The organism is Streptomyces lincolnensis (genome assembly GCF_001685355.1).
In the GTDB taxonomy this organism is placed as follows: Bacteria; Actinomycetota; Actinomycetes; order Streptomycetales; family Streptomycetaceae; genus Streptomyces; species Streptomyces lincolnensis.
Genome location: NZ_CP016438.1, coordinates 9,884,511 through 9,907,607 on the forward strand (window position 1 = coordinate 9,884,511; position 23,097 = coordinate 9,907,607).

The 23,097-nt window shown below is 69.5% G+C and carries 19 protein-coding genes; 12 read left to right on the top strand and 7 right to left on the bottom strand.

Going from position 1 to position 23,097, the window contains the following annotated elements:
* Window positions 1-27: 27 nt before the first annotated feature.
* Window positions 28-399: a winged helix-turn-helix transcriptional regulator gene (locus SLINC_RS43640; protein WP_067443968.1), complete on the top strand. Its 372-nt coding sequence runs from the start codon at window positions 28-30 to the stop codon at window positions 397-399.
* Window positions 400-432: 33 nt separating this feature from the next.
* Here the strand turns inward: SLINC_RS43640 and eno are convergent, their stop codons facing one another.
* The gene (gene eno, locus SLINC_RS43645; protein WP_067443970.1) at window positions 433-1,740 is read right to left on the bottom strand and encodes a phosphopyruvate hydratase; all 1,308 of its coding nucleotides are present in this window, start codon (window positions 1,738-1,740) and stop codon (window positions 433-435) included.
* Window positions 1,741-1,903: 163 nt separating this feature from the next.
* Here eno and SLINC_RS43650 point away from each other — a divergent pair, with 163 nt between their 5' ends.
* A complete protein-coding gene (locus SLINC_RS43650; protein ID WP_067443972.1) occupies window positions 1,904-2,326 on the top strand; it encodes a MarR family winged helix-turn-helix transcriptional regulator in 423 nt (140 codons plus the stop codon).
* A gap of 26 nt (window positions 2,327-2,352) precedes the next feature.
* On the opposite strand, the gene SLINC_RS43655 is transcribed toward SLINC_RS43650, so the two are convergent.
* Complete coding sequence (locus SLINC_RS43655; RefSeq protein WP_067443974.1) at window positions 2,353-2,799, bottom strand: DUF6086 family protein; 447 nt, start codon at window positions 2,797-2,799, stop codon at window positions 2,353-2,355.
* Window positions 2,800-3,023: 224 nt separating this feature from the next.
* On the opposite strand from SLINC_RS43655, the gene SLINC_RS43660 reads away from it, so the two are divergent.
* Window positions 3,024-3,860 carry a prephenate dehydratase gene (locus SLINC_RS43660; protein WP_067443976.1) on the top strand — a complete coding sequence of 279 codons (837 nt, stop codon included), beginning with the start codon at window positions 3,024-3,026 and terminating at the stop codon, window positions 3,858-3,860.
* Window positions 3,861-3,907: 47 nt separating this feature from the next.
* On the opposite strand, the gene SLINC_RS43665 is transcribed toward SLINC_RS43660, so the two are convergent.
* Window positions 3,908-5,188 (bottom strand): cytochrome P450, encoded by a 1,281-nt coding sequence (locus tag SLINC_RS43665; protein WP_067446481.1) that lies wholly within the window; start codon window positions 5,186-5,188, stop codon window positions 3,908-3,910.
* 262 nt (window positions 5,189-5,450) lie between these two features.
* Here SLINC_RS43665 and SLINC_RS43670 point away from each other — a divergent pair, with 262 nt between their 5' ends.
* A complete protein-coding gene (locus tag SLINC_RS43670; protein ID WP_067443978.1) occupies window positions 5,451-7,583 on the top strand; it encodes a beta-galactosidase in 2,133 nt (710 codons plus the stop codon).
* A 138-nt stretch (window positions 7,584-7,721) separates the two neighbouring features.
* Here the strand turns inward: SLINC_RS43670 and SLINC_RS43675 are convergent, their stop codons facing one another.
* A complete protein-coding gene (locus SLINC_RS43675; RefSeq protein WP_067443980.1) occupies window positions 7,722-8,597 on the bottom strand; it encodes a GNAT family N-acetyltransferase in 876 nt (291 codons plus the stop codon).
* On the bottom strand, window positions 8,585-9,739 hold the full coding sequence (locus SLINC_RS43680) for an alpha/beta hydrolase family protein (RefSeq protein WP_335743785.1): 1,155 nt from the start codon (window positions 9,737-9,739) through the stop codon (window positions 8,585-8,587). The genes SLINC_RS43675 and SLINC_RS43680 overlap by 13 nt, the downstream gene beginning before the upstream one ends.
* A 124-nt stretch (window positions 9,740-9,863) precedes the next feature.
* Between SLINC_RS43680 and SLINC_RS43685 the strand changes: the two genes are divergently transcribed.
* From SLINC_RS43685 to SLINC_RS43720, 8 genes are all read left to right on the top strand, one after another.
* Window positions 9,864-10,514: a GNAT family N-acetyltransferase gene (locus SLINC_RS43685; protein ID WP_067443982.1), complete on the top strand. Its 651-nt coding sequence runs from the start codon at window positions 9,864-9,866 to the stop codon at window positions 10,512-10,514.
* The gene (locus tag SLINC_RS43690) at window positions 10,511-11,386 is read left to right on the top strand and encodes a PaaX family transcriptional regulator C-terminal domain-containing protein (protein WP_067443984.1); all 876 of its coding nucleotides are present in this window, start codon (window positions 10,511-10,513) and stop codon (window positions 11,384-11,386) included. The genes SLINC_RS43685 and SLINC_RS43690 overlap by 4 nt, the downstream gene beginning before the upstream one ends.
* A 322-nt stretch (window positions 11,387-11,708) precedes the next feature.
* Window positions 11,709-13,373 (top strand): extracellular solute-binding protein, encoded by a 1,665-nt coding sequence (locus SLINC_RS43695; protein ID WP_067443986.1) that lies wholly within the window; start codon window positions 11,709-11,711, stop codon window positions 13,371-13,373.
* Entirely contained in the window at window positions 13,373-14,428 is a 1,056-nt protein-coding gene (locus SLINC_RS43700) for an ABC transporter permease (protein ID WP_067443989.1), read from the top strand. The genes SLINC_RS43695 and SLINC_RS43700 overlap by 1 nt, the downstream gene beginning before the upstream one ends.
* Window positions 14,425-15,351 carry a carbohydrate ABC transporter permease gene (locus SLINC_RS43705; RefSeq protein ID WP_067443991.1) on the top strand — a complete coding sequence of 309 codons (927 nt, stop codon included), beginning with the start codon at window positions 14,425-14,427 and terminating at the stop codon, window positions 15,349-15,351. The genes SLINC_RS43700 and SLINC_RS43705 overlap by 4 nt, the downstream gene beginning before the upstream one ends.
* Before the next feature lie 135 nt (window positions 15,352-15,486).
* Window positions 15,487-16,203, top strand: coding sequence for a glycoside hydrolase family 12 protein (locus SLINC_RS43710; protein WP_067443993.1), 717 nt, complete (start codon window positions 15,487-15,489; stop codon window positions 16,201-16,203).
* Between the two features lie 311 nt (window positions 16,204-16,514).
* Window positions 16,515-18,164 carry a glycoside hydrolase family 27 protein gene (locus SLINC_RS43715; protein WP_211292778.1) on the top strand — a complete coding sequence of 550 codons (1,650 nt, stop codon included), beginning with the start codon at window positions 16,515-16,517 and terminating at the stop codon, window positions 18,162-18,164.
* A 58-nt stretch (window positions 18,165-18,222) separates the two neighbouring features.
* Window positions 18,223-19,656, top strand: a complete 1,434-nt coding sequence (locus SLINC_RS43720) for a glycoside hydrolase family 43 protein (RefSeq protein ID WP_067443995.1) — start codon at window positions 18,223-18,225, stop codon at window positions 19,654-19,656.
* Window positions 19,657-19,729: 73 nt separating this feature from the next.
* On the opposite strand, the gene SLINC_RS43725 is transcribed toward SLINC_RS43720, so the two are convergent.
* Both SLINC_RS43725 and SLINC_RS43730 read right to left on the bottom strand, forming a co-directional pair.
* A complete protein-coding gene (locus SLINC_RS43725) occupies window positions 19,730-21,505 on the bottom strand; it encodes a cellulase family glycosylhydrolase (protein ID WP_067443997.1) in 1,776 nt (591 codons plus the stop codon).
* 42 nt (window positions 21,506-21,547) lie between these two features.
* Window positions 21,548-23,026, bottom strand: a complete 1,479-nt coding sequence (locus SLINC_RS43730) for a glycoside hydrolase family 43 protein (RefSeq protein WP_067446487.1) — start codon at window positions 23,024-23,026, stop codon at window positions 21,548-21,550.
* Window positions 23,027-23,097 lie beyond the last annotated feature (71 nt).

The following is a 23,097-nucleotide window of genomic DNA, read 5'->3' on the forward strand; positions in this document are numbered from 1 at the left end:
ACTTACCTATTAGTAAGGGGATCAGTGATGGCCAGGGCGCCGAGATGCGGACCCTACATCTGCGGTATCGACGCCGCGCTCGACGTGGTGAGCGGCAAGTGGAAGGGGCTGATCCTCTGGGAGCTCGACGCCCATCGCGTACGTCGCTTCGCCCAACTCCGCCGCGGTCTGCCCGGAGTGAGCGAGAAGATGCTGACCCAGCATCTGCGCGAGATGGAGGAGGACGGACTGGTGCACCGGGAGGTCTACGCCGAGGTGCCGCCACGCGTGGAGTACTCCCTGACCGAGCACGGGCACACCCTCAACCAAGCGCTCGAACCGCTCGGCGCCTGGGGAGCCGAACGGATACGACGCGAAGGCTCCGAAAAGGTCGAGGTCGCCGAGATCTCACACAATTAGGCACGCGGCCACCAACCCCGCGCGTGTGTGCCGCTACGCCCGACGCAGTGCGGAGCGGCCCGCGTAGCGCGCCGAGTCGCCCAACTCCTCTTCGATCCGGATCAGTTGGTTGTACTTCGCCGTGCGGTCGGAGCGGGAGAGTGAGCCGGTCTTGATCTGACCGCAGCCGGTGGCCACCGCCAGATCCGCGATGGTGGTGTCCTCCGTCTCGCCCGAGCGGTGCGACATGACAGCCGTCCAGCCCGCCTGGTGGGCCGTGGCCACCGCGGCCAGCGCCTCGGTCAGGGTGCCGATCTGATTGACCTTGACCAGGACCGAGTTGCCGACGCCGGTGCGGATGCCCTCGCGCAGCAGGGTCTCGTTGGTGCAGAACACGTCGTCGCCGGTGAGCTGACAGCGGTCGCCGACGCGGGCGGTCAGCTCGCGCCAGCCGTCCAGGTCGTCCTCCGCCATCGGGTCCTCGATGGAGACGACCGGGTAGGCGTCGATGAGCTTGGCCAGGTAGTCGGCGTGCTCGGAGGGGGTGCGCCGCACCCCCTCGCCCACGTAGTCGTACACCCCGTCGCGGAAGAACTCCGACGTCGCCGGGTCCATGACCAGGCCGATGTCCGTGCCGGAGCGGTAGCCGGTGCGCTCGATGGCGGTCATCACGAAGTCGAGCGCCTCCTCGGCGGTACGCAGCGCGGGCGCGAAGCCACCTTCGTCGCCGACGCCCGTGGAGTGCCCGGCGGCCAGCAGATCGCGGCGCAGAGTATGGAAGACCTCGCTGCCCATGCGGACGGCTTCGGCGAAGGTGTCCGCACCCACGGGCGCGATCATGAACTCCTGGAAATCCAGCGGATTGTCGGCATGGGCGCCGCCGTTGACGATGTTCATCATCGGCAGCGGCAGGAGGTGGGCGTCGGCGCCGCCGAGGTAGCGGTAGAGGGGCTGGCGGTGGGCCGCCGCGGCGGCCTTGGCGGTGGCGAGGGAGACGCCGAGGATCGCGTTGGCGCCGAGGCGGGACTTCGTGGCGGTGCCGTCGAGGGCGACCAGCGTGGCGTCGAGACCCGCTTGGTCCGCCGCGTCCAGGCCGCGCACGGACGCCGCGATCTCCCCGTTGACGTGGGCCACCGCGCGGTCGACGCCCTTGCCGTGCCAGCGCGCGGAGTCTCCGTCGCGCAGTTCCACGGCTTCCCGGGCACCGGTGGAGGCGCCCGAGGGGACAGCCGCGCGCCCCAGGGACCCGTCCGCCAGGACGACGTCGACCTCGACCGTGGGGTTGCCCCGGCTGTCGATGATCCGGCGGGCGATGACGGCCTCGATGGTGGCATCGACGCTTCCGACTGCCTCTGCGGACATGGGAGTTCCTCCCCGTTGTCGTGTGCCGTGGCCCCGGCTGCGACAACGCTGGCGCTGAGCCCGACAACACCAAACCATACAGCAATGCTGTGCAGTTTTGCTGTACAGCATTGCTGTGCAGATCAGCTGCGCAGCAATGCTGGCCAACGGGGTAAAGTGCCGTATGCCCACCCCGGAAGCCGCCGCCATCGCCACCGAACTGCGCACCGCGATGGGCAAGCTCACCCGACGCGTCAAACACGAGGACCGCATCCCCCTGGGTCAGGTCGCCGTGCTCGGCGCACTCGACCGCAACGGCGCCATGACTACCAGCGACCTCGCCACCGATCAGCGCGTACGCCCCCAGTCCATGGCCCGCGCGGTCGGCCTGCTCATGGAACAGAACCTCATCACCCGCCGGGCGCACCCCACGGACGGCCGCAAGTCGCTGGTCGACCTGTCGGACGCCGGCCGAGCCGCCCTCGAAGCGGAGCGCGGCCGCAGAGCTGGTTGGCTCGCGCAGGCCATCGAGGCCGAACTCACCGAGGAAGAGCGTGAGTTGCTGGCACGAAGTGCCACCCTGCTGGAGCGGCTCGCCACCCGATAACTCCCCGACAGGTGGCGAGCACCGGCTCAGCGGGCCATCCAGCGGTCCATCTCCCGCGCCCGGGTGTCCAGAGCGGTGACGACATCAGCTGCCGTGGTCCGGGGATTGCCGGGAACCTGCACGTCGTGCCGGACTCTGCCAGGCACATGACCGGACCCCGGTTCGGGCATCTCCAACTCGATTCCGGCGCGCCGCGCGAGCGCGACCGCCGTGGCCACGAACCCCTCGGAAAGCGCGAGGATCACGGAGTGTCCGGTCCGGCAGTGCCAGGCGACCAGGTCGCGTGCGAATTCCGCGTAGAGGGCCGGATCGACCTCGAGTGTGCCCGGGTCACCCCAATGCTTGCCCTGCCCGATTCCCGAGGGCAGCTTGAGTTCCGCCTCGAAGACCTCGACCTGCCGTAGGAACAGGCGCCCGGCACCGTTGGACGGGTTCCACAGCGTCTCGTCACCCAGGTCGAAATACATGCTCATCGTCGATCCCCCGCTCAGCCGCCCCGGCACAGGGTAGAAGAGCGGGCGGGTGGTAGGCACCTGGGAAATCGGTGCCTCATTAACACACGCCGGTGTCGGACAGGAGCCGCGGCCGGTACCCCCGGTGAGCCTGAGCGAGGCGACTTCACGGATACTTCAGCAGGCGCGGTATGCCACGGAGCTTCTGCCGCCACGACAGAACCTCCCCAGGAAGGCTGAACACGGTGACGATCGCCGCATATCAGGGTGAACCCGGATCCAATTCGGCGACCGCCGCGCGTGCCCTCTACCCCGGGGGTGGTGAACTGCCCTGTACGAGCTTCGAGCAGGCCCTGGACGCCGTGACGCTCGGCACAGCCGACGTCGCCGTGATCCCGGTGGACAACTCGGCGGCCGGACGTGTGGCGGACGTGCATCATCTGCTGCCGGAGTCGGGGCTGTTCATCGTCGCCGAGTACTTCCTGGCCATCCGCTTCGACCTGATGGGGGTGCCCGGCGCGACCCTGGACCAGGTGGAGTGCGTACGCAGTCATGTGCACGCCCTGGGACAGTGCCGCAAGGTGCTGCGGGAGGGCGGCTGGCGCACTCTCGTCAGCGACGACACGGCGGGCGCGGCGCGTGAGGTGGCCGAGCTGGGCGACGCGCGGCACGCGGCGCTCGCCCCGCCCGCCGCGGCCGCACTGTACGGCCTTGAGGTGCTGCGGCCCGAGGTCGAGGACGACCCGGACAACACGACTCGGTTCGTCGTCCTGTCCCGGGACGCCGACCTGGCCCCGCGCACCGGGGAGCCGACGATGACGAGCCTGTTCTTCAGCGTGCGCAACATCCCCAGCGCGCTGTACAAGGCATTGGGCGGGTTCGCCAGCAGCGGCGTCAACCTCACCAAGATCGAGAGCTACCAGATCGGCGCCGGACTCAACGCCAGCCGCTTCTACGTCGAGATCGAGGGCCACCCCGACGACGAGCGCATCGCCCTCGCCCTGCACGAGCTGCGCTTCTTCTCCACCGAGGTGCGCATCCTGGGCGTGTACGCCGCGCATCCGCACCGGGTGGGTAAGTGACCGCGAGCATGCACCGGTTGGAACAACGCGGGCCCCGCCCCACGTGTTCACACCTGAAGGCCGCCCGCCTCACGTGACAGACCGGCGACCGGTTCTTGCACTCCTGTGTCCTGTGCGTCCGGGACCGGGGCGAAAGCGACGTCCAGGCGGGTGAGCCCACGGAAGTTGAGGCTGCGCTGCCACTGTGGCTCGGTGCCGTCCAGGCGCAGGTCCGGAAGCCGGGTGAGGAGTGCTTCCAGCGCGATCGCGCCCTCCATCCGGGCCAGCGCCGCGCCGAGGCAGAAATGGGGTCCGTGCCCGAACGCCATGTGCCGTCCGCCGGCCCGCCCGAAGTCCAGTACATGGGGGTCGGGAAACACGGCCGGATCCCGGTTTGCGGCACCGCACACCAGGAGCACCGTCTGTCCTTCACCGACCGCGCGGCCCGCCAGGTCCATGTCCTGCCGGGCCCGGCGCAGCATCAGCTGCACCGGGGCGTCGTAGCGCAGGAGCTCCTCGACCGCGGCGGGCATCAGATCGGGGCGGCGGCGGAGCTGGTCGGCCGCCTGCGGGTGGCGGAGCAGGGCGAGGGTGGCGTTGCCGATGAAGTGGGTGGTCGTCTCGTGGCCCGCGATCAGGAGCAGGGCGCAGTTGGCGAGGAGTTCGTCGAGGTCCTGGCCGGTGTCCTGTGCCTGTGCGTCGATCAGTGCGCGCAGAGTGTGCGGGGCCGGAGGGGTGTCCTGCCGGGTGAGCAGCCCGCGGAGGTAGGTGAGCAGGTCCGCCATGCTCTGCGAGGCCGCGCGGTTGCCGTCGGCGTCGAGCCGGGAGTTGCCGATGGCCTCGGCGACCGGCTCGGACCAGGCGGCCAGGGCGGGGCGGTCCCGGTGGGGCACGTCGAGGAGGTCGCAGATGATGGTGAGGGGCAGCGGCCGGGCGAGGTCCGCGACGATGTCCATGCGACCGGTCGGCGCGGCATGGGTGATGATCCGGTCGACGGCCTCGACGATCCGGGCGCGGAGTGTCGCCACCGCCCTGGGAGCGAAGGCCTTGCTGATCAGAGCCCGCAGCCGGGGGTGATCGGGGGCATCGCTGTAGAGCATCTGCCGGCTCAGGACCCGGGCCAGCGGCCGCAGCTCCTCGGAGACGGCCGCGATGTCGGGGTAGCGCACCGAGGACAGCCGGGGGTCTCCCGCGGCGCTGCTGACCACGGCGTGCCCGGTCGCGACCCAGGCGTCCAGGCGATGGTCCCAGAACAGGTCGTCCGTGCTCCGCAGCTCGTCGTAGAAGTCGTAGAGCCGGCCTTGGACTTGAGGACGGAAGGCTCGCAGCAGCGATGAGGGTGTGCGCATGGACATACGTTATGTGGCACTCCGGAGGCGCGGGGTTTCGTCGGTGATCTTCCACCAGATGAACGGTTTGGGCTCGGGACATGCGGCCGACCGGCGAGAAGCGCAGTGAGAGCTTTGGTGAAGCGCTTCGACTGCCAGCGTCCCCTTGTTTCGCCAGAAAATCCTGATTACCTTGCGTTCTCGGGTGAAGCGCTTCGACACCCTACGAGAGGGCTGCTGCTGCCATGAACCCCATGCCCCCTACGACTCTCGAGGGCTCCTCATGACTGATCTGCCCGCGCGCGTCCTGTTCGGCGCCGCCTACTACCACGAGTACCAGCCGTACGAGCGGCTCAAGACCGACCTCGATCTCATGGCGGAGGCGAAGTTCACCGTCATCCGCGTCGGTGAGTCGGTCTGGTCCACCTGGGAGCCGGAGAACGGCCGGTTCGAACTCGACTGGCTGCAACCCGTCCTCGACGGCGCCCACGAGCGCGGTATCTCCGTCGTCCTCGGCACTCCCACCTACGCGGTGCCGCCGTGGCTGGCCCGGCAGTACCCGGAGATCGCCGCCGAGGACGCCACCGGGCGGCGCGCCGCGTGGGGTGGCCGGCAGGAGGTCGACATCACGCACCCGGCCTTCCGCTTCCACGCGGAGCGGGTGATCCGTGCGATCACGGCCCGCTACGCCGGCCATCCCGCGGTCATCGGTTTCCAGGTCGACAACGAGCCGGGCCCGCGGCTGCCGCACAACCACGGTGTCTTCCAGCGGTTCGTGGACGACCTGCGTCAGCGGTACGGCGATGTGGAGACCCTCAACCGCGAGTGGGGGCTGGTGTACTGGTCGCACCGGCTGTCCACCTGGGCCGACCTGTGGAAGCCGGAGGGCAACGCACAGCCGCAGTACGACCTGGCCTGGCGGGCGTTCCAGGCCCGGCAGACCACCGAGTTCATCGCCTGGCAGGCCGGCATCGTGCGTGAGTACGCCAGGCCGGGCCAGTTCGTCACGACGTGCCTGGCCTACTGGTCTCCCGGCCTGGAGGACGACGAACTCACCGACAGCCTGGATGTCACCGCGGGCAACCCGTACTACGACATGCAGGACAGCCTCACCATGCCGGAGCCGCCGCGCGAGAAGCTGCCGGGGCAGTGGATGGATTACGGGGCGTGGGCGCTGCACCACAGCGCCGACCGGATCTACTCCTCGCGCCAGGAGCCGTTCCTGATCACGGAGACCAACGCCCAGGCCATCGGCGGCCCTTCGGACAACCGGCCCGCCTTCGACGGACAGTGGCGGCAGGCCGCGTGGGCGCTGGTCGCGCGCGGGGCCCGCATGATCGAGTACTGGCACTGGCACACGCTGCATTTCGGCACCGAGACGTACTGGGGCGGCATCCTCCCGCACAGCGGACGGCCGGGCCGCGCCTACGGTGAACTCGCCCGCCTGGGAGCGGAGTTCGAACGGGCAGGAGACCTGGTCGCCGGGATCACACCGGACGCCGACATCGCGATGGTGTACTCGGCGCCGAGCAAGTGGCTGATGAACAAGTACCCGCCGCTCGCGGGTCCCGACGGCGGTCCGGACGCGGGTGCGTACGAGGGCATCTTCGCCCCGTTCTACCGGGGCGCGTTCGAGGCGGGGCGCCAGGTACGGATCCTGCACGCACGCCAGTTGCACGACCCGCGCGGCGAACGACCGGGACTGGCACCGGAGTCGGCGGCCGAGCTGCACCCCGTGCTCATCGCTCCCGCGCTGTACGTGGCGGACGACGGGATGCTCGACTGGCTGGGCGCCTACGCGGAGGCGGGCGGCCACCTCGTTCTCGGTCCCCGCACCGGCTACGGCGACCATGAGGCGCGGGCACGCCACGAGGTGACACCGGCGCGACTGGTCCGGGCCGCGGGCGTCCGGTACGACGAGTTCAGCAACCTGCACGCCGACCTGCCGCTGCGCACCGCGCCGGACAGCCCGCTCCAGCTGCCCGCCGACGCGGTGGCCACCCGTTGGGTGGAGGGCCTGGCCGTCGAGGACGCCGACGTCCTGGCCGAGTACGACCACCCGCACTTCGGGCGCTGGCCCGCCGTGACCACCCGCCGCCACGGCGCGGGCCGCGTCACCTGCGTGGGCACCGTGCCCGGCCGCGATCTGGCCCGCGCGCTCGCCGGGTGGCTCGCGCCCACCCCGGGCAGCGGCTGGCAGGACCTGCCGGACTCGGTCACCGTCGCCACCGGCACCGCCCCCGACGGCCGGCGCGTCCACGTCGTCCACAACTGGAACTGGCAGCCCGCCACCGCCCAGGCCCCGCTGGACCTGACCGACGCCCTGGACGGCAGCGCGGTCCCGGCCGGTACGCCCGTGCGGCTCGGCGCCTGGGACGTCCGCGTCTTCGCCGCCGCACCGGAGGCCGACGCGTAGGACCGGTGCCATTCGCCACCGCGCGGCACCGGACACAGGCCGGTGGGCCGACGACGAGCCCGGCGTCGGCCCACCGGCACTCTGGGGCCTTGCCGGCGCACTCTGGGCTCGGTGGCCCAACCCCTCCCCGGGGTGGACCTACTCGGCAGTCTCCGCGGGCTCGGCGATCAGGGCCGTCCCGATCTCGCGGAAGCCGAGTCGCGCGTAGATCCGCGCGACGTCGTGGTCACCGGCCGACAGGAAGACGGTTGCCGCGCCCCGCGATCGGGCGTCGGCCACCAGTTCCGCGGTGACCGCGAGGCCGAGACCGCGACGGCGAGCCGCGGGGAGCGTTCCGACGCCGACGATCTCGCTGATTCCCGCGAGCGGTTGATGCTGGCCCGTGGCCAGCGCCGCCCCGTTCTCGACGGCCGCGGCGACCGCCGTCAGACCCGCCCGGATCCGTAGCGCCAAGCGTTCCACCGTTCCGTCTGCGACACAGCCGTCGGCCGCTTCCGCCAGCTGCGCCGTCCCCGCCTGGCCGACGTGGGTTCCAGGTTCGGCGAAGGCGAGGTGAGGAACGGCCAGGGCGCTGGGCAGGATCGGATCGTCCGCGCCCACGATCCGCACCGATATGTTTCCGGGCAACGTCGGCAACGCTGGCAACGCCGCTGCGGGAGTGCCGGGATCGAGCACCATCAGCGGATGTTCGTGGACCACGAGTCCCGCCTCCTCGGCCGCTGTCCGCAGCGTCGGCGTGGTCTCGGCGACCCATTCGAAACTCTCCGGGATCCCCAGCTCCCGCTGACGGGCACGGACCTTCTGCACGTCGGCGGCCTCCAGCGGGCCGGGCCGTCCCCGCGTCGGACGTGCGTAGAAGGGCCAGCCCTGGCCCTCCCGCACGAACAAGGTGAGCGGTCCGTGGTCCTCGACGCGGGCGGCGTGGCGCGGGATCGCGTCGTAGTACTCCTCGATCCGGTCCAGCAAAGCCCGTTCGGGGTGGTCGTGAGAAGCGGCAGAAGTCACGCCGGGCATCCAAGCAACGGGGGCAGCGGCGGCGCCACTCCATTTCGGCCTGCCGCCACGCGCCATGGGCGACTCCGGGGGAGTGTCATGGAGCGGGACTGCCGCTCCGGCCGGGATGTTCGAGGAACTGTCGTTGGCCGTCCAGGAATCCGTCCGCGAAGAGTGAGCGGGGGGGAGAAGACCAAGGTGAGCGTGGTCCTGAGGTCCGACTGTTCGATGGACCGCTTGAGCAGTGAATGGGCCGCGTCCGGGTAGCGCTCGACCGCCAGTGCGCCGCCCGCGTCGAGCACCTTGCGGTAGACGCGCTCCGTGTCGGCGGTGTCCACGTTGATGTCCTGGCCGGCCAGGATCAGCAGCAACGGTATGCCGCGCAGCGCGCGGAGGTCCTGCGTGGCGTCCGCGGTGTGGTTCTTGGTGATGAAGCTCCAGCGATCGGCGGTCATGCCGTTCGCGTTGCCGTCCATCGCCCTGACGTACTCCTCGAAGGTCGCGCGGCGTTTCAGCAGCAGGCGGGTGGTGTCGCTCCTGGCTATGGCGGCCTTGGTACGGGCCGTCGAGGCGCCGTCGGCGCGCAGCTCGGCGAGGAGGTGGTAGCGGCCCTGCCGGAGCCAGTTGATCGCGGGCGAGACGGCGATGACGAAGCTCACGGTCGTCCTGGCGGCGATCTTCGGCAGGACCCAGCCCGCCTGGCTGGCGCCCCACAGACCGATCCGGTCGCCATCGATGTCCGGGCGGGCGCGTGCCCAGGCGATGGCGGCGGCCGCCTCGTCGGCCCGGTCGTCCATGGACTGGTCGAGCCAGTTGCCGGACGCGCCCGCGACGCCGGGCTTGTCCCAGGACAGGGAGGCGTACCCGGCCTTGGCGTTCGCCTCCCACATGGGCTTGTACCCGTCGTCGTGAGTGGCGTCCACGGGGCCGTCGCCGTGGACGTACACGATCAGCCCGTGCTGCTTGCGGCCGTCCTTGGGAGTGGCCAGTACACCGTTGAGGGTGTGACCGCCGTGGCGGATCGAGATCCGCCGCTCGTCCATGTCGTAGGTGTTCTGCCACAGCACCACACCGACGAGACCCGCGGTCACGACCAGGATCGTGACGAGGCACCACACGGCGACCCGGAGCCCGCGCCGCCGGGGCTGGATCTTTGGAGACATGAGATCTGACCGCCTCTGCTCGGGTTCACGTCATCCAAAAACTATCACCACACAAACGATCGTTGCTGGGGTGATAGTTTTGAGGAAAGGGTGGCAGCGAGCAACGGAGACGAGGGGGAATGGCATGGGACTGGACGCGACGGGCGCCGGAACCGGAATCGGACCGGTGACGGTCCGGCGGGGTGTTCCGGCCGGAGCCGAGCGGCGGGCGGCCGAGCTCTACTGGGACGCGTTCGGCCGCAAACTCGGCCCCGCCCTGAACCCGCCGGACAAGGCGGTGCCGTTCCTCGCCGCCCACCTCAACGCGGATCGCGCCGTGTGCGCGCTCCTCGACGGCCAACTCGTCGGCCTCGCCGGCTACCAGCTCGGCGGCCGGGCCCTCACCGGGGGATCGGCCGCTGCCGTGCTGCGCGCGTACGGACACCTGCGGGGACTGCACCGGCTCCTGCTCCTCGCCCTGTTCGAACGCCACCCGGCGCCGGGACAGCTCGTCATGGACGGCATCGCCGTGGACCCGGGCCTGCGCGGCCGCGGCGTCGGGAGCCTGCTCATCGAGGAAGTGGCCGCCGTCGCGGCGGAGCAGGACTGCCGGGAGATCAGACTCGACGTGATCGACGTCAACCCGCGGGCCAGAGCCCTGTACGAGCGGCGCGGCTTCACGGCCGTACGGACCGAGCGCACGCCCTACCTGCGCGGTCTGCTGGGATTCGGCGCGGTGACCACCATGCGCCGCCCTGTCGGGGCGAACGAGCCGAGAGGACCGCGCACCCCATGACCGACCACATCGAGATCCCCACCCGCATGCTCGTCCACGCGCTGATCCGCGAAGACGGCACCGTCGACGCGGACGAGCTGTACACCGTCGCCAACACCCTGGGCATGAGCGACCAGCAGGTGCGCCTGTGCCTCAAACGGCTCGTGTCCGAAGGCCGGTTCACCCATGAGGGCCGAGGCCGCAAGGCGGAGCTGCGCGCGAGCGCGGACACCACGCGTGCCCTCGCCCCCAACGCGGACTTCCTGCGGCACGCGTTCCAGCAGGATGCCGGGCTCGCCCCCTGGGACGGTGTCTGGCATCTGGCCGCCTTCGCGGTGCCCGAATCGGCGCGCACCGCCCGGGACTCCCTGCGCGAGACGCTCGTCCACCTCGGCGGCGCCCCGCTTCAGGGCGGACTGTACGTCTGCGCCAACACCTGGGAACCGTACGTCGAAGAAGCGGCCCACCGCCTCGGCGCCCACGGCTCGCTCACGCTCCTCACCACGACGGACCTGCGCAGGGGCGCCACCCAGGAGCCCGCCGAACTCGCCCGCCACCTGTGGCCCTTGCGGGAGATCGCCGACCGCTACCACCGCCTCGGCCGTCTCGCCCGGCCTCGTCTCGCGCGGCTCACCGGCCCTGACACGCTCTCCCCGGCCGCACTCCTCACGATCGCGGTCGAGCTGGCCGCCGAACTCACCCGCGCCATGGAGCCCGACCCGCTGCTGCCGCCTCAGCTCCTGCCTCAGCCCTGGCCCGGCACCGAGGCCCGGGAGGTCATCGCCCGGTGCTGGGCGGCCCTGCGCGAACGCGGAGGCGGCGAAGCCCGCCCGGCCCTGTTCCGCCTGTACGCCGACATCACCCGAGAAGCGGCGGACCGGGCCGCGCGCTGACTACGGCACAAGCTGGTGATGTGTGCGGAATACGTGCCGATACCTGGGATCTACTTGAAGTGAAGCCGTAATGCTTTCGAAGCGCTTCGACTTGCCTTGCGGCCAAGGCGTAACCCGGGCCAGACATGGGAGCAATCTTGGTAGTCACCCTTGTGTGTCCATGGACGTTCACTTAACCTCACAGCAACATCGAAGCGCTTCGACTGTATATCGCAGCACAGTGAGTGGATGTCTGCTTCAGAGGATCAGCCAGTTCCCGTCACCACGTCGCAGCCGACGGCCCGCCGCCGGGTGTCCTGGTGCGCCACGAAGGGTTGACGCAATGATGCCGAACGCCGCCTTCTCCGGACCGAGCCGGAGAAGCTTCCTCGCCTCGACGGCGGTCGCCACCGCAGCGGTGGCCGGGGGAGTGCCCCTGCTCACCGCCTGCGGCGGTTCGGACAGCGAGTCGCGAGAGGGCACCACGTCGGGCAAGGCCGCCGAGAAGCTGCTCCCGACCTACGTCGCCAGCACGGTCGCCAAGCCGGACATCTCGGCGAAGAACGGTTCGGCGGCCGGCTACACCGGCAAGGCCGACCTCGCGGCCCTCGCCGTCTCGGTCCCGGACAAGCTCGGCACCGGTGCTCCCTTCAAGGTCATGTCGCCCTTCTGGGGCACCCCGCCGAAGCCCGGCTGCGCGTACTACAAGGCAGTTGACGAGGCGGCGGGCACCAAGGTCACCTGGCAGAACCAGAACGGCACGACGTACGGCCAGAAGCTCGGAGCCGTCCTCGCCTCCAGCTCCCTGCCCGACATGGTGGTCGTGCCCAGCTGGGAACTGAACAACAACAAGATCTCGAGTGCGGTCACCGGGAAGTTCATGGACCTCGGCCCCTACCTGGCGGGCGACAAGGTCAAGAAGTACCCGAACCTGGCCGCGATACCGTCCGACGCCTGGCGGATGGGCATCTTCGGCGGCGCGCTGCGCGGCATCCCGATGCCCACCGCCCCGGCCAGCCTCATCGTGCCCTACTACCGCAAGGACATCTTCGAGAAGCAGGGGTACTCCGTACCCAAGTCGGCCGACGAGTTCCTCAGCTGGGCCAAGGACGCCACCAGCGCCAGGGCCAAGGTGTACGCCTGCGGCGACATCGCCTGGATCGCGGGCGCCGTCTTCGGCGTCGCGCCCAACTGGAACATCGATGACGACGGCAAGCTGCGGTACAGCATCGAGCGTCCCGAGTACCTCGAATCCCTGGCGTGGGTCCGCAAGCTGTTCGACGCCGGCGTGGTCCACCCCGACGACAGGGCACGCACCGGCGACGCGGGCCAGCGGTTCACCGCCGGACAGATCCTGGTCTGCACCAGCGACATGTCCTTCTGGTACGTCAAGGCCGCCGAACAGGCCCAGGCCAACCCGGAGTTCCGGATCGACGGCATGGACCTCTTCGGCGCCGACGGCGGCGACCCGACGCCGTACGCGTCCGCGCCCGCCAACATCTGGTCGATGATCCGCAAGGGCGCCTCCAGGGAAACGGTCGAGAACGCCCTGGCCGCCGCCAACTTCGCGGCAGCGCCCTACGGCACCAAGGAACGGATGCTCGTCGACTACGGCGTCGAGGGCAGCCACTACACGGTCGAGGACGGCGCCCCGGTCAAGACCGACCAGGGCAACAGCGAGGTGATCAACGCCTGGACGATGCTGGCGCACCCGGCGCCCTACGAGGCCCACCCCGACCTCCCCCATATCGCCCGCGCGCAGGTCGAGTGGCAGCAGCGGATGGGTGCCTTCATGAAGAAGACCTCCCTCTACGGCATGACCATCGTCGAGCCGGCCCGCTACGCCAACCTCTCCAGCCAGCTGGAGCAGTTGCAGATCGACTACGTGCGCGGCAACAAGAAGATGTCCGACGTCCAGGCCTTCATCGCCAACTGGAAGTCCGCCGGCGGTGACAAGCTACGCGACTGGTACAAGGAGCTCCTGGACAAAAACGGCAGTGGCAACTGATGTCGCTCACCACCGGGAGCAGGCCGGACGGGACCCGTCCGCCCGCGGCCGTGGAGGAGCCGGCGGCCGCGGGCGCCGCCGCGGAGGCGACGAAGGGACGGGCGCCGCGCGGGACGGGCAAGGCCGGCAAGGTCCCGTTCCGAGTGCGGTGGCACCGAGATCGCGCGCTCATCCTGATGACGCTGCCGCTCATCGCGCTGCTGCTGGTCTTCCACTACGTCCCGCTGCTCGGCAACGTCATCGCCTTCCAGGAGTACGACCCGTACATCGCCGGCAACGGGATCACGGCGATATTCCACAGCCCGTGGGCCGGCCTGGAGCAGGTCGAGCGGATGGTCGAGGATCCGCTGTTCTGGGATGCCACGCAGAACACCCTCGTCCTGTTCGGGATCCAGCTCGTGCTGTTCTTCCCCGTGCCCATCGCCCTCGCGCTGCTCATCAACAGCGTGATCCGGCCCCGGGTGCGGGCCGTGGCACAGGCGATCATGTATCTGCCGCACTTCTTCTCGTGGGTCCTTGTGATCACCATCTTCCAGCAGATCTTCGGCGGCGCGGGCATCATCGCCCAGACCCTGGAGAGCCACGGCTGGAGCGGCTTCGACCTGATGACCAATGCGGACCTGTTCAAGTGGCTGGTCACCGCGGAGGCCGTGTGGAAGGACGCCGGCTGGGGGATCATCGTCTTCCTCGCCGCGCTCTCCGCCGTCAGCACGGATCTGTACGAGGCCGCCGCCATGGACGGCGCCGGGCGTTGGCGGCGCATGTGGCACGTGACGCTGCCCGCGCTGCGCCCGGTGATCGCGCTCCTGCTGGTCCTGCGGGTGGGTGACGCGCTGAGCGTCGGCTTCGAGCAGTTCCTGCTCCAGCGGGACGCGGTCGGCGCGGGAGCCAGTGAGGTCCTCGACACCTACGTGTGGAACATGGGAATCCAGAACGGCGACTTCAGTTACGCGGCAGCGGTCGGCCTCGTCAAGGGGCTCATCGGCGTCGCTCTCGTCCTGGGCGCGAACAAGTTCGCACACCTCCTGGGCGAGCAGGGGGTGTACAAGAAATGAGTCTCAACACCACGCTCATCCGCAGCCTCAAGGCGCCGCCCCGGCCGGTGTGGGAGGAGCCGCCCAGCAGGGCCGGACTCACCGCGAAGGGCGGCCTGCTGCTCCTGTGCTGCCTCGGCGTACTCGGTCCGCTGTGGATCGTCGTCGTCACCAGCCTCTCCCCGAAACCGGTGATCGACCAGGTCGGCGGCCTGGTCGTGATCCCCCGCGGCATCACCTTCGTCAACTACACGGAACTGCTCGGCGGCGGCCAGGTCAGCCGGGCGATCATGGTCTCGGTCGGGGTCACCTTCTTCGGCACCCTGTTCTCCATGGCGGTCTCGGTCCTCGGCGCCTACGGCCTTTCCCGGCCGGGGAGCCTCGGGCACCGGTACCTCCTGATGACCATCATGGCCACCATGTTCTTCGGGGCCGGCCTCATCCCGACGTACCTTCTCGTGCAGGCGCTCGGCCTCACCGACACCTATCTGTCGCTGATCCTGCCGAGCGCAGTGAGCGTCTTCAACATCCTTGTCCTGCGGGCCTTCTTCATGGGAATCTCCCCCGAACTCACCGAGTCCGCCCGCATCGACGGAGCCGGCGAGCTGCGGATCCTGCTGACCATCGTCATGCCGCTGTCGCGGGCGGTGATCGCGGTCATCTCCCTGTTCTACGCGGTCGGTTACTGGAGCGCCTGGTTCAACGCCTCCATCTACCTCACCGACCAGGAGATGCTGCCGCTGCAGAACGTGCTCATCCAACTGGTCCAGAAGGGCACCGAAGCCCCGACCGGCCTTCAGCAGGCGGTCCACACCGGCGAACTCTCCAGCCTGGGACTACAGATGGCGGTCATGGTCCTCGCACTGGTCCCCGTCGCGGTCGCCTCCCCCTTCGTCCAGCGGCACTTCAAGAAGGGCATGCTCACGGGGGCCATCAAGGGCTGACGGTGGGCCTCTCTCCCCCTACGGCCGTGTCTACCTGGCCACCAACGGGCGCGGCGTGCAGCACGGAGAGCCCGCCTGATGCCCGGCCTGAGTGACGTAACACCCCCGCATTTCCGCACCCATGGAAGGGACACCATGGCCACAAACACGATACGCAAGATCACCATGGCGGTGCTGGCGCCGGCGATGGCTCTCGGTGCCACCGTCGGTCTCGCCTCCGCTCCCGCTTCGGCAGCGGTCTGGAACTCCTGCGACCGCTGGGGCAGCGCCAACCTCGACGGCTACAAGCTCTACAACAACGTCTGGGGCTCCGGCGCGGGCAGTCAGTGCGTCTGGGCCAACTCCGGCACCGGCTGGGGTGTCTGGGCCGACCACCCCAACACCGGCGGCATCAAGTCCTACCCCAACTCAACGAAGACGATCAACAAGACCATCGACTCCCTCGGCTGGCTCACCAGCAACTACAACGTCAGCGTCCCGTCGTCCGGCGCGTACAACACGGCGTACGACATCTGGGACACCGACCACCAGTACGAGATCATGCTCTGGGTCAACTACAACGGAGTCGTCGGCCCGATCGGCGGCTACGAGGGCAACGTCACGCTCGGCGGCCACAACTGGAACGTGTACAAGGGCACCAACGGGTCCAACCAGGTGTTCTCGTTCCTGCGGACGTCCGACTCCAACTCCGGCACCGTGGACGCCAAGCCGATCCTCCAGTGGATCGCCTATACCAAGGGCTGGATGCCCGGCAGTGAGACCATCGGCGACGTTCAGTTCGGCTACGAGATCACCTCGTCGTCCGGCGGGCTCAACTTCAACACCGACAACCTGACCATCAGCGGCGGCTGACCCGGCATCAGGGCCGAGGCCGGTCCGCGCCTTCCTCGGGCGCGGTCGGCTTCTGCCCGCGGTGCGTTGTGATCCCGTCAATGCGTCTCGCATGATTCGTTGGAAGTGTCGAAATATTCGCCAACCACGGAGTTGACAAGCACCGGAACCTCCCTAGTATCCGTGGCATCGGCGATCCGAAAGTGGACCGAAATTTCGAACCATTGGGTGTGTCATGTTCCTGACATAGATCACGGCACTACCACAGTCATCCACTGTCTTGTGCGAGTGCCGTAGGTGTCCGGCCGACGGTGCCGCCACGGAAGGAGCCCATGGTGCCCAGACGATCACGCAGACCACTGCTTCGTCTCTTCGCGGCCGTCGCGCTGACGGTCACCGCGTCCCTCACGGCCGCAGTCCACTCCACCGCTTCGGCCGCACCCGGCAGCCCGGCGCTCACTCCACCGCTGGGCTGGAACAGCTGGAACAGCTTCGGGTGCGGGATCACCGAGGCGCAGGTCCGTCAGGCCGCCGACGCGATGGTGTCCTCGGGCATGCGGGAGGCCGGCTACCGGTACGTGGTGGTCGACGACTGCTGGTTCGACCCGCAACGCGACGCGGCGGGCAACCTGCGTGCCAACCCGACCAAGTTCCCGAGCGGGATGAAGGCCCTCGGGGACTACATCCACAGCAAGGGCCTGAAGTTCGGCATCTACCAGGTACCGGGCACACGCACCTGCGCGCAGACCACCGGCGCCTATCCCGGGTCGACGGGCAGCAGGGGACACGAGGCCCAGGACGCCGCCACGTTCGCCTCGTGGGGCGTCGACTACCTCAAGTACGACTGGTGCTCCTCCGAGGGCACCCGGGACGAGCAGGTCGCGCGCTTCTCGCTCATGCGCGACGCCCTGCGTGCCACCGGACGGCCGATCGTCTACAGCATCAACCCCAACAGCTTCCACGCCATCACCGGCGCCACCTACAACTGGGGCGAGGTCGCCGACCTGTGGCGGACGACCGAGGACCTGCTCGACATCTGGCAGAACGGCAACACCAACAGCTATCCGATGGGCGTCGGCAACGTCCTGGACGTCACCGCGCCGCTGGCGGCGCAGTCGGGCCCGGGGCACTGGAACGACCCCGACATGCTGGTCGTCGGCCGCCCCGGCCTGTCGCTGACCGAGTCCCGCTCCCACTTCGCCCTGTGGTCGCTGATGAGTGCACCGCTCATGGCCGGCAACGACATCCGCACCATGTCCGCCGACGTGAGCGCGATCCTGCGCAACCCCCGTCTGCTGGCGGTGAACCAGGACTCGCTGGGCGCGGGCGGGCGCAGGGTGCGCGACGACGGTAACACCGAGGTGTTCGCCAAGCCCCTGTCCGACGGATCGGTCGCGGTGGGCCTGTTCAACCGGGGGAGCGGCACTGCGACGGTCACCACGACGGCGGCACAAGTCGGCCTGTCCGGCGGGCAGTTCACCCTCACCGACCTGTGGACCGGCGGCACGTCGACCACGTCCGGGCAGATCTCGGCGAGCGTCCCCGCGCACGGCGTGGCCGTGTTCCGGGTGAGCGGTGGCAGCCCGCTGGCCGCCACCACCTCGCGGCTGCGCGGCAACGCGTCCGGCCGCTGCCTGGGCGTGGACAACGCCTCCACCGCGGCCGGGGCCGCCGCCCTGCTCTGGGACTGCCACACGGCCGCCAACCAGCTGTGGACCACGTGGGCCGGCGGCGAGATCCGCGTCTACGGCGACAAGTGCCTCGACGCCTACAACCAGGGCACCACCAACGGCACCCGGGTCATCACCTGGCCCTGCAACGGCCAGAACAACCAGAAGTGGACCGTCGGCTCCGACGGATCGATCCGCAACGTCCACGCCGGGCTGTGCCTCGACGTCAACGGGGCCGGCACCGCCAACGGAACGCCGCTGGTCCTGTGGAGCTGCAACGGCCAGGCCGGCCAGAAGTGGAACCGCACATGAGGGCCGTAGCGCACGGGCCGGCGGCTCACCCACCGGCCGGCATCCCCCGGAGGCCACGATGACGACGATTCGGCCGTTACCGGTCACCCGCACCAGCCTCACCCGGGCAGTCGCCTGGGTGGTGGGCCTCCTGCTGGCGTTCGCCGTCCTTCCCGCCGCCGTGCAGCCCACGGCGGCCAGGGCCGACAACCCGATCGTGCAGCACATCTACACCGCCGATCCGGCCCCGCTGGTGCACAACGGACGGGTCTACCTCTACACCGGGCACGACGAGGACGGTTCCACCTACTTCACCATGAAGGACTGGCGGGTGTGGTCCTCCGCCGACATGGTCAACTGGACCGACCACGGCTCACCGCTCGGTCTGAACACCTTCAGCTGGGCGTCCGCCGACGCGTGGGCGGGGCAGGCCGTGCAGCGCAACGGCCGGTTCTACTGGTACGTGCCGGTGAAGAACCGGGCCACCGGTCGGATGGCCATCGGTGTGGCGGTGTCCGACAGCCCGACCGGTCCGTTCCGGGACGCCCTCGGGCGCCCCCTGGTGGAGAACGGTGAGATCGATCCGACCGTCTTCGTCGACGACGACGGCCAGGCCTATCTGTACTGGGGCAACCCGAACCTGTCGTACGTCAGGCTGAACGCCGACATGACCTCCTACTCGGGAGGCGTCACCAGGATCCCGCTCACCACCGCGGGGTTCGGCACCCGCACCGGCGACCCCAACCGCCCCACCCTGTACGAAGAGGGGCCGTGGGTGTACAAGCGGAACGGCCTGTACTACATGGTGTTCGCGGCCAAGTGCTGCTCGGAGTTCATCGCCTACTCGACGGCGCCCGGCCCGACCGGGCCGTGGACCTACCGCGGGACGGTCATGCCCACCCAGGGCAGCAGTTTCACCAACCACCCCGGGATCGTGGACTTCAAGGGCAGCTCGTATTTCTTCTACCACAACGGCGCGTTGCCGGGCGGCGGTGGTTTCACCCGCTCGGTCGCGGTGGAGAGGTTCTCCTACAACGCCGACGGCACGATCCCGACGATCACCATGACGAACACGGGTGCACCGCAGGCCGGCCCGCTCAATCCGTACGTACGCCAGGAGGCCGAGACGATCGCCTGGGGTTCCGGGATCGAGACCGAACCCTCCAGCGAAGGCGGCATGAACGTCGGCTGGATCGACAACGGCGACTACATCAAGGTGAAAGGCGCAGCCTTCGGGTCAGGCGCGGCCTCCTTCACCGCGCGCGTGGCCTCGGCCGCCACCGGCGGCGGCGCCGTCGAACTGCGCCTGGGCGGTCCGAACGGGACGGTCGCGGGCCGGTGCGCTGTGCCGAACACCGGCGGCTGGCAGACCTGGACGACGGTGACCTGCCCGGTCAGCGGCGCGACGGGAACCCAGGACCTCTACCTGCGGTTCACCGGCGGCAGCGGCTACCTGCTCAACATGAACTGGTGGCAGTTCACCCCGGCGGCCACCGTCACCCCACCCGGGTAGTCCGGCGGAGAGGCACGTCCTCGCGATCCTGGTTGCCCGGGGAGACGGGCAACCAGGGCGCGGGGCGGGTCCGTCAGGAGAGGGGGACGACGTGCGTGCCGGTGACCGAGTCTCCGGACTTCTTGACGTGGTACATGACCTTCTTGCCGCTGTAGAAGTTGAAGGTCAGTGTCACCAGTTCGCCGTCGCGCAGCGAGTCCAGGAACTCGGGCTTCAGGACGATCGTGTCGTTCGGGTAGTCCGGCGAGAAGGTCGCGTTGAACTCCTGGTACACGGTCCAGTCCTTCGGGCCGGCGTTACTGCCGTCGCCGTACCTGGCCTCCATGGCCGACAGCACGTCACCCTTGTACCGCGTGGGGATCGTGAGCCCGTCGGTGTTGCCCGTGGCGTCGGACAGCACCGGCTCGTCGTAGGTGACCACCTCGATCTGCCAGGGCAGCCCGCGGGAGAACCGGGCCTGGAGCGTGGCGTTCACCCCGTACGCGCGGTCGCCCGACAGCCGGGTCAGCGCGCCGGCCGTGAGGACGAGCCGCGTCGTGTCGAAGAGGGTGTAGTCGCGTCCCTCGACAAGTTTCGTCTCACCGTGCCACAGGCCCCGGAACCTGGTCCCGTTCAGATTCAGGGTGACCCCCTTGGCCGTGATCGGCTCCTTCTTCTCCAAGAAGACCTTGTCGAAGGAGGCCGTTCCCGAACGGGTGGTCCAGCTGGACTTGATCCAGGCCATCAGAGCCGGATCCGTCCACTTCAGGGTCTCCCGGTTCAGGTAGGCCCAGGTTCCGGGGTCCCACAGCGCGGTGGTGACACCGACGAGGCGTGCCGCGTATCCGACGTGCTCGTAGTACTTCAGCGCCTCGCCCCGCTCGACACGGGAGGGATGGTTGTGGTCGGGGTAGCCGAGCAGGCCCAACTCACCGACATAGACGGGGATGCCCCTGGCGACGAAGGTGTCGCGCATGCGGGCGAAGGCGTCGTTGAGGTCGTTCTGGGCGGCTTCGTCGTAGTGGGTGCCGCCCGCCATGTTCACGCTGAACGGGTACCAGCTGTAGAAGTGCACGGTGGCGACCAGATTGCGGTCGTTCAGCTTCCGGATCGTGGCGGACAGGTCGTCCATGAGGCGCTGGTCAGGTGTGCAGTAGACCGTGGGGAGGACGAGCAGTCGGTTCGCGTTGCCGCCGCCGGAGGAACGGACGATCTTGTGGAAGGAGACGTTGAGCTCGTTGAGGAGCTTGGTCTTCTGGGCGTCCGTGGCGTCGGCGAACTGAGGCTCGTTGACACTCTCGAAGAGCAGGGCGCGCGGCGCGTCCCGGAATCTCTCGGCTATCTGCGTCCACAGCGAGTTGAAGCGGGCGAGCACCGTGTCGTGGTCGGTGGGCATCTTCGAGATCCACTGCCACGAGTCGTGGTGGATGTTGAGCACGACGTACAGGTCCTCGGCGAGCGCCCAGTCGACCACCTGCTTGACGCGGCTCATGTACGCGGCGTCGACGGTGTAGGGCGCGGTGGCGGACTGGTGTGCGCTCCAGGTCACCGGGATGCGGACGCTGCGGAAACCTTCCGCCCGGATGGTCTTGAACAGTTCTCTGGTGGCCTTGGGATTGCCCCAGGACGTCTCGTCCGGAATCGCGTCCAGGGTGTTGCCCAGGTTCCAGCTGGGCTGCATCGCCGCGACGGCGTCCATGGCGCGGGCCGGAACCTTGACCGTGGAGCCTGCCTGCTGTGCCGTGCCGCCGGGCGCGGCGAGCGCGGTGCTGCCGGACAGTCCCAGGATGACGAGCAGCGCCATCAGCGGGCCGGCCAGGCGGCCGGTGCCTCGTCTGCGGTGGTGTGCGGGTTGCCGTATGTCCTTCACGTGCCGTTCCCTTCGGTCGGTCGAGCGGGAGGGGAGCCTGGTTCAGCCGTCGAGGGGGTCGTAGTCGAACCAGTCGAAGTGGACGGTGCCTGCCGCGGCGTACATGCCGATGACCCGGCCGGTGAAGCCGCCGGCGACCTCGGTCGAGAGGTAGCGGCCGTCGAGGGCCGCGAGCTGGGTGAACGTGCCGTCGGGCTGCTCGACGCCGAGGGAGACGACGTCGGGTCCGGTGCACGGTCCGTGCGGAGACGGCGGTTCCGTCATCGTGACGGCGAGGACCACCGGACCGGCGGGCACGGACCGTTCGGCCACGACGGTGCGCAGGGAGCCGACACGCGCGACCACCCGCACCCGGGTGCCGGACACCTCGATCGCGTAGTGGTGCCGCTCGTCGAGCCGCACGGCCAGGCCGCCGCTGCCCTCCGCGGCGTCGACCAGAGTGCTGGCCCGGCACGACAGATGCTGCTGGCGCCGACCGGTGAACACCACGTCGGGCTCGTCCAGGGAGCCGCCCCGCGCGCGGAGCGTCAGCCATCCGGGGCGCTCCTTGGTGGTGCAGTGTTCGGCGGGCCGGTCGCGCAGGGAGATCCAGGACGGGCGCAGTTCGGCGTGCTCGAAGTCGTCCCGGTGTTCCTCGGCGGGGCCGGGGGAGAGCGGCCACGGGAGTTCGGGCAGGTCCAGGGTGACCTCGCCGACGACCGGCCAGTCGTCCACCCAGGTCACGGGGGCCAGGAAGGTCTCCCGGCCGAGCACGTGCCAGCCCGGGGTGCCGCCGCCCGGCCGGACGCCGAGCAGCACCATCCACCAGGAGCCGTCGGGGCCCTGGACCAGGTCGGCGTGCCCGGTGTTCTGGACGGGGTGGTCGGTGCCGCGATGGGTGAGGACCGGGTTGGCCGGGCACGGCTCGAACGGGCCGGCGGGTGTAGGGCCGCGGGCGATCGAGACACCGTGGCCCCGCTCGGTGCCGCCCTCGGCGATGAGCAGGTACCAGTAGTCGCCGATCCGGTACAGGTGCGGCGCCTCCGGGGCCTTGGCGCCGGGCCCGCCGGACCAGAGCCGGTGCGGTGTGCCGTACGTCTGCCCGGTGGACGGGTCGAGACGGACCTGCGAGACCCCGGCGACCGTGCACCAGCAGGTGCCGTCCTCGTCCCAGACCAGGTCGGGATCGATACCGGGTACGCCCGGCGCCGGTATGGGGTCCGACCACGGTCCGGCGGGGTCGGTGGCCGTGATGATCAGGTTGCCGCCGCCCTCGGTGCAGTTGGTGACGATCAGCCAGAAGCGGCCGTCGTGGTGGCGCAGGGTGGGGGCGTAGATCCCGCCCGAGGACCACGCCTGCGTCAGAGGCAGTTGCTCCGGCCGGTCCAGGGCGTTGCCGATCTGGGTCCAGTGCACCAGGTCACGGCTGTGGAAGAGGGGCACCCCGGGGAAGTACTCGAAGCTGGAGCAGGCCAGGTAGTAGTCGTCGCCGACGCGGCAGACGCTGGGGTCGGGGTGGAAGCCGGAGATCACGGGGTTCATGGGGTTGGTGACGCGTCCGTCCGGTTGGTGCAGAGGGGGCACCCGAGAGGTCCTCTCGTCGGTTCGTGATG

What these genes read in the sequence shown, in the direction of transcription:
- SLINC_RS43640 (WP_067443968.1), top strand. Translation starts at nt 28, where the DNA reads ATGGCCAGGGCGCCGAGATGCGGACCCTACATCTGCGGTATCGACGCC.
- eno (WP_067443970.1), bottom strand. Translation starts at nt 1,740, where the DNA reads ATGTCCGCAGAGGCAGTCGGAAGCGTCGATGCCACCATCGAGGCCGTC.
- SLINC_RS43650 (WP_067443972.1), top strand. Translation starts at nt 1,904, where the DNA reads ATGCCCACCCCGGAAGCCGCCGCCATCGCCACCGAACTGCGCACCGCG.
- SLINC_RS43655 (WP_067443974.1), bottom strand. Translation starts at nt 2,799, where the DNA reads ATGAGCATGTATTTCGACCTGGGTGACGAGACGCTGTGGAACCCGTCC.
- SLINC_RS43665 (WP_067446481.1), bottom strand. Translation starts at nt 5,188, where the DNA reads ATGCGCACACCCTCATCGCTGCTGCGAGCCTTCCGTCCTCAAGTCCAA.
- SLINC_RS43670 (WP_067443978.1), top strand. Translation starts at nt 5,451, where the DNA reads ATGACTGATCTGCCCGCGCGCGTCCTGTTCGGCGCCGCCTACTACCAC.
- SLINC_RS43675 (WP_067443980.1), bottom strand. Translation starts at nt 8,597, where the DNA reads ATGCCCGGCGTGACTTCTGCCGCTTCTCACGACCACCCCGAACGGGCT.
- SLINC_RS43680 (WP_335743785.1), bottom strand. Translation starts at nt 9,739, where the DNA reads ATGTCTCCAAAGATCCAGCCCCGGCGGCGCGGGCTCCGGGTCGCCGTG.
- SLINC_RS43685 (WP_067443982.1), top strand. Translation starts at nt 9,864, where the DNA reads ATGGGACTGGACGCGACGGGCGCCGGAACCGGAATCGGACCGGTGACG.
- SLINC_RS43690 (WP_067443984.1), top strand. Translation starts at nt 10,511, where the DNA reads ATGACCGACCACATCGAGATCCCCACCCGCATGCTCGTCCACGCGCTG.
- SLINC_RS43695 (WP_067443986.1), top strand. Translation starts at nt 11,709, where the DNA reads ATGATGCCGAACGCCGCCTTCTCCGGACCGAGCCGGAGAAGCTTCCTC.
- SLINC_RS43700 (WP_067443989.1), top strand. Translation starts at nt 13,373, where the DNA reads ATGTCGCTCACCACCGGGAGCAGGCCGGACGGGACCCGTCCGCCCGCG.
- SLINC_RS43705 (WP_067443991.1), top strand. Translation starts at nt 14,425, where the DNA reads ATGAGTCTCAACACCACGCTCATCCGCAGCCTCAAGGCGCCGCCCCGG.
- SLINC_RS43710 (WP_067443993.1), top strand. Translation starts at nt 15,487, where the DNA reads ATGGCCACAAACACGATACGCAAGATCACCATGGCGGTGCTGGCGCCG.
- SLINC_RS43715 (WP_211292778.1), top strand. Translation starts at nt 16,515, where the DNA reads ATGGTGCCCAGACGATCACGCAGACCACTGCTTCGTCTCTTCGCGGCC.
- SLINC_RS43720 (WP_067443995.1), top strand. Translation starts at nt 18,223, where the DNA reads ATGACGACGATTCGGCCGTTACCGGTCACCCGCACCAGCCTCACCCGG.
- SLINC_RS43730 (WP_067446487.1), bottom strand. Translation starts at nt 23,026, where the DNA reads ATGAACCCCGTGATCTCCGGCTTCCACCCCGACCCCAGCGTCTGCCGC.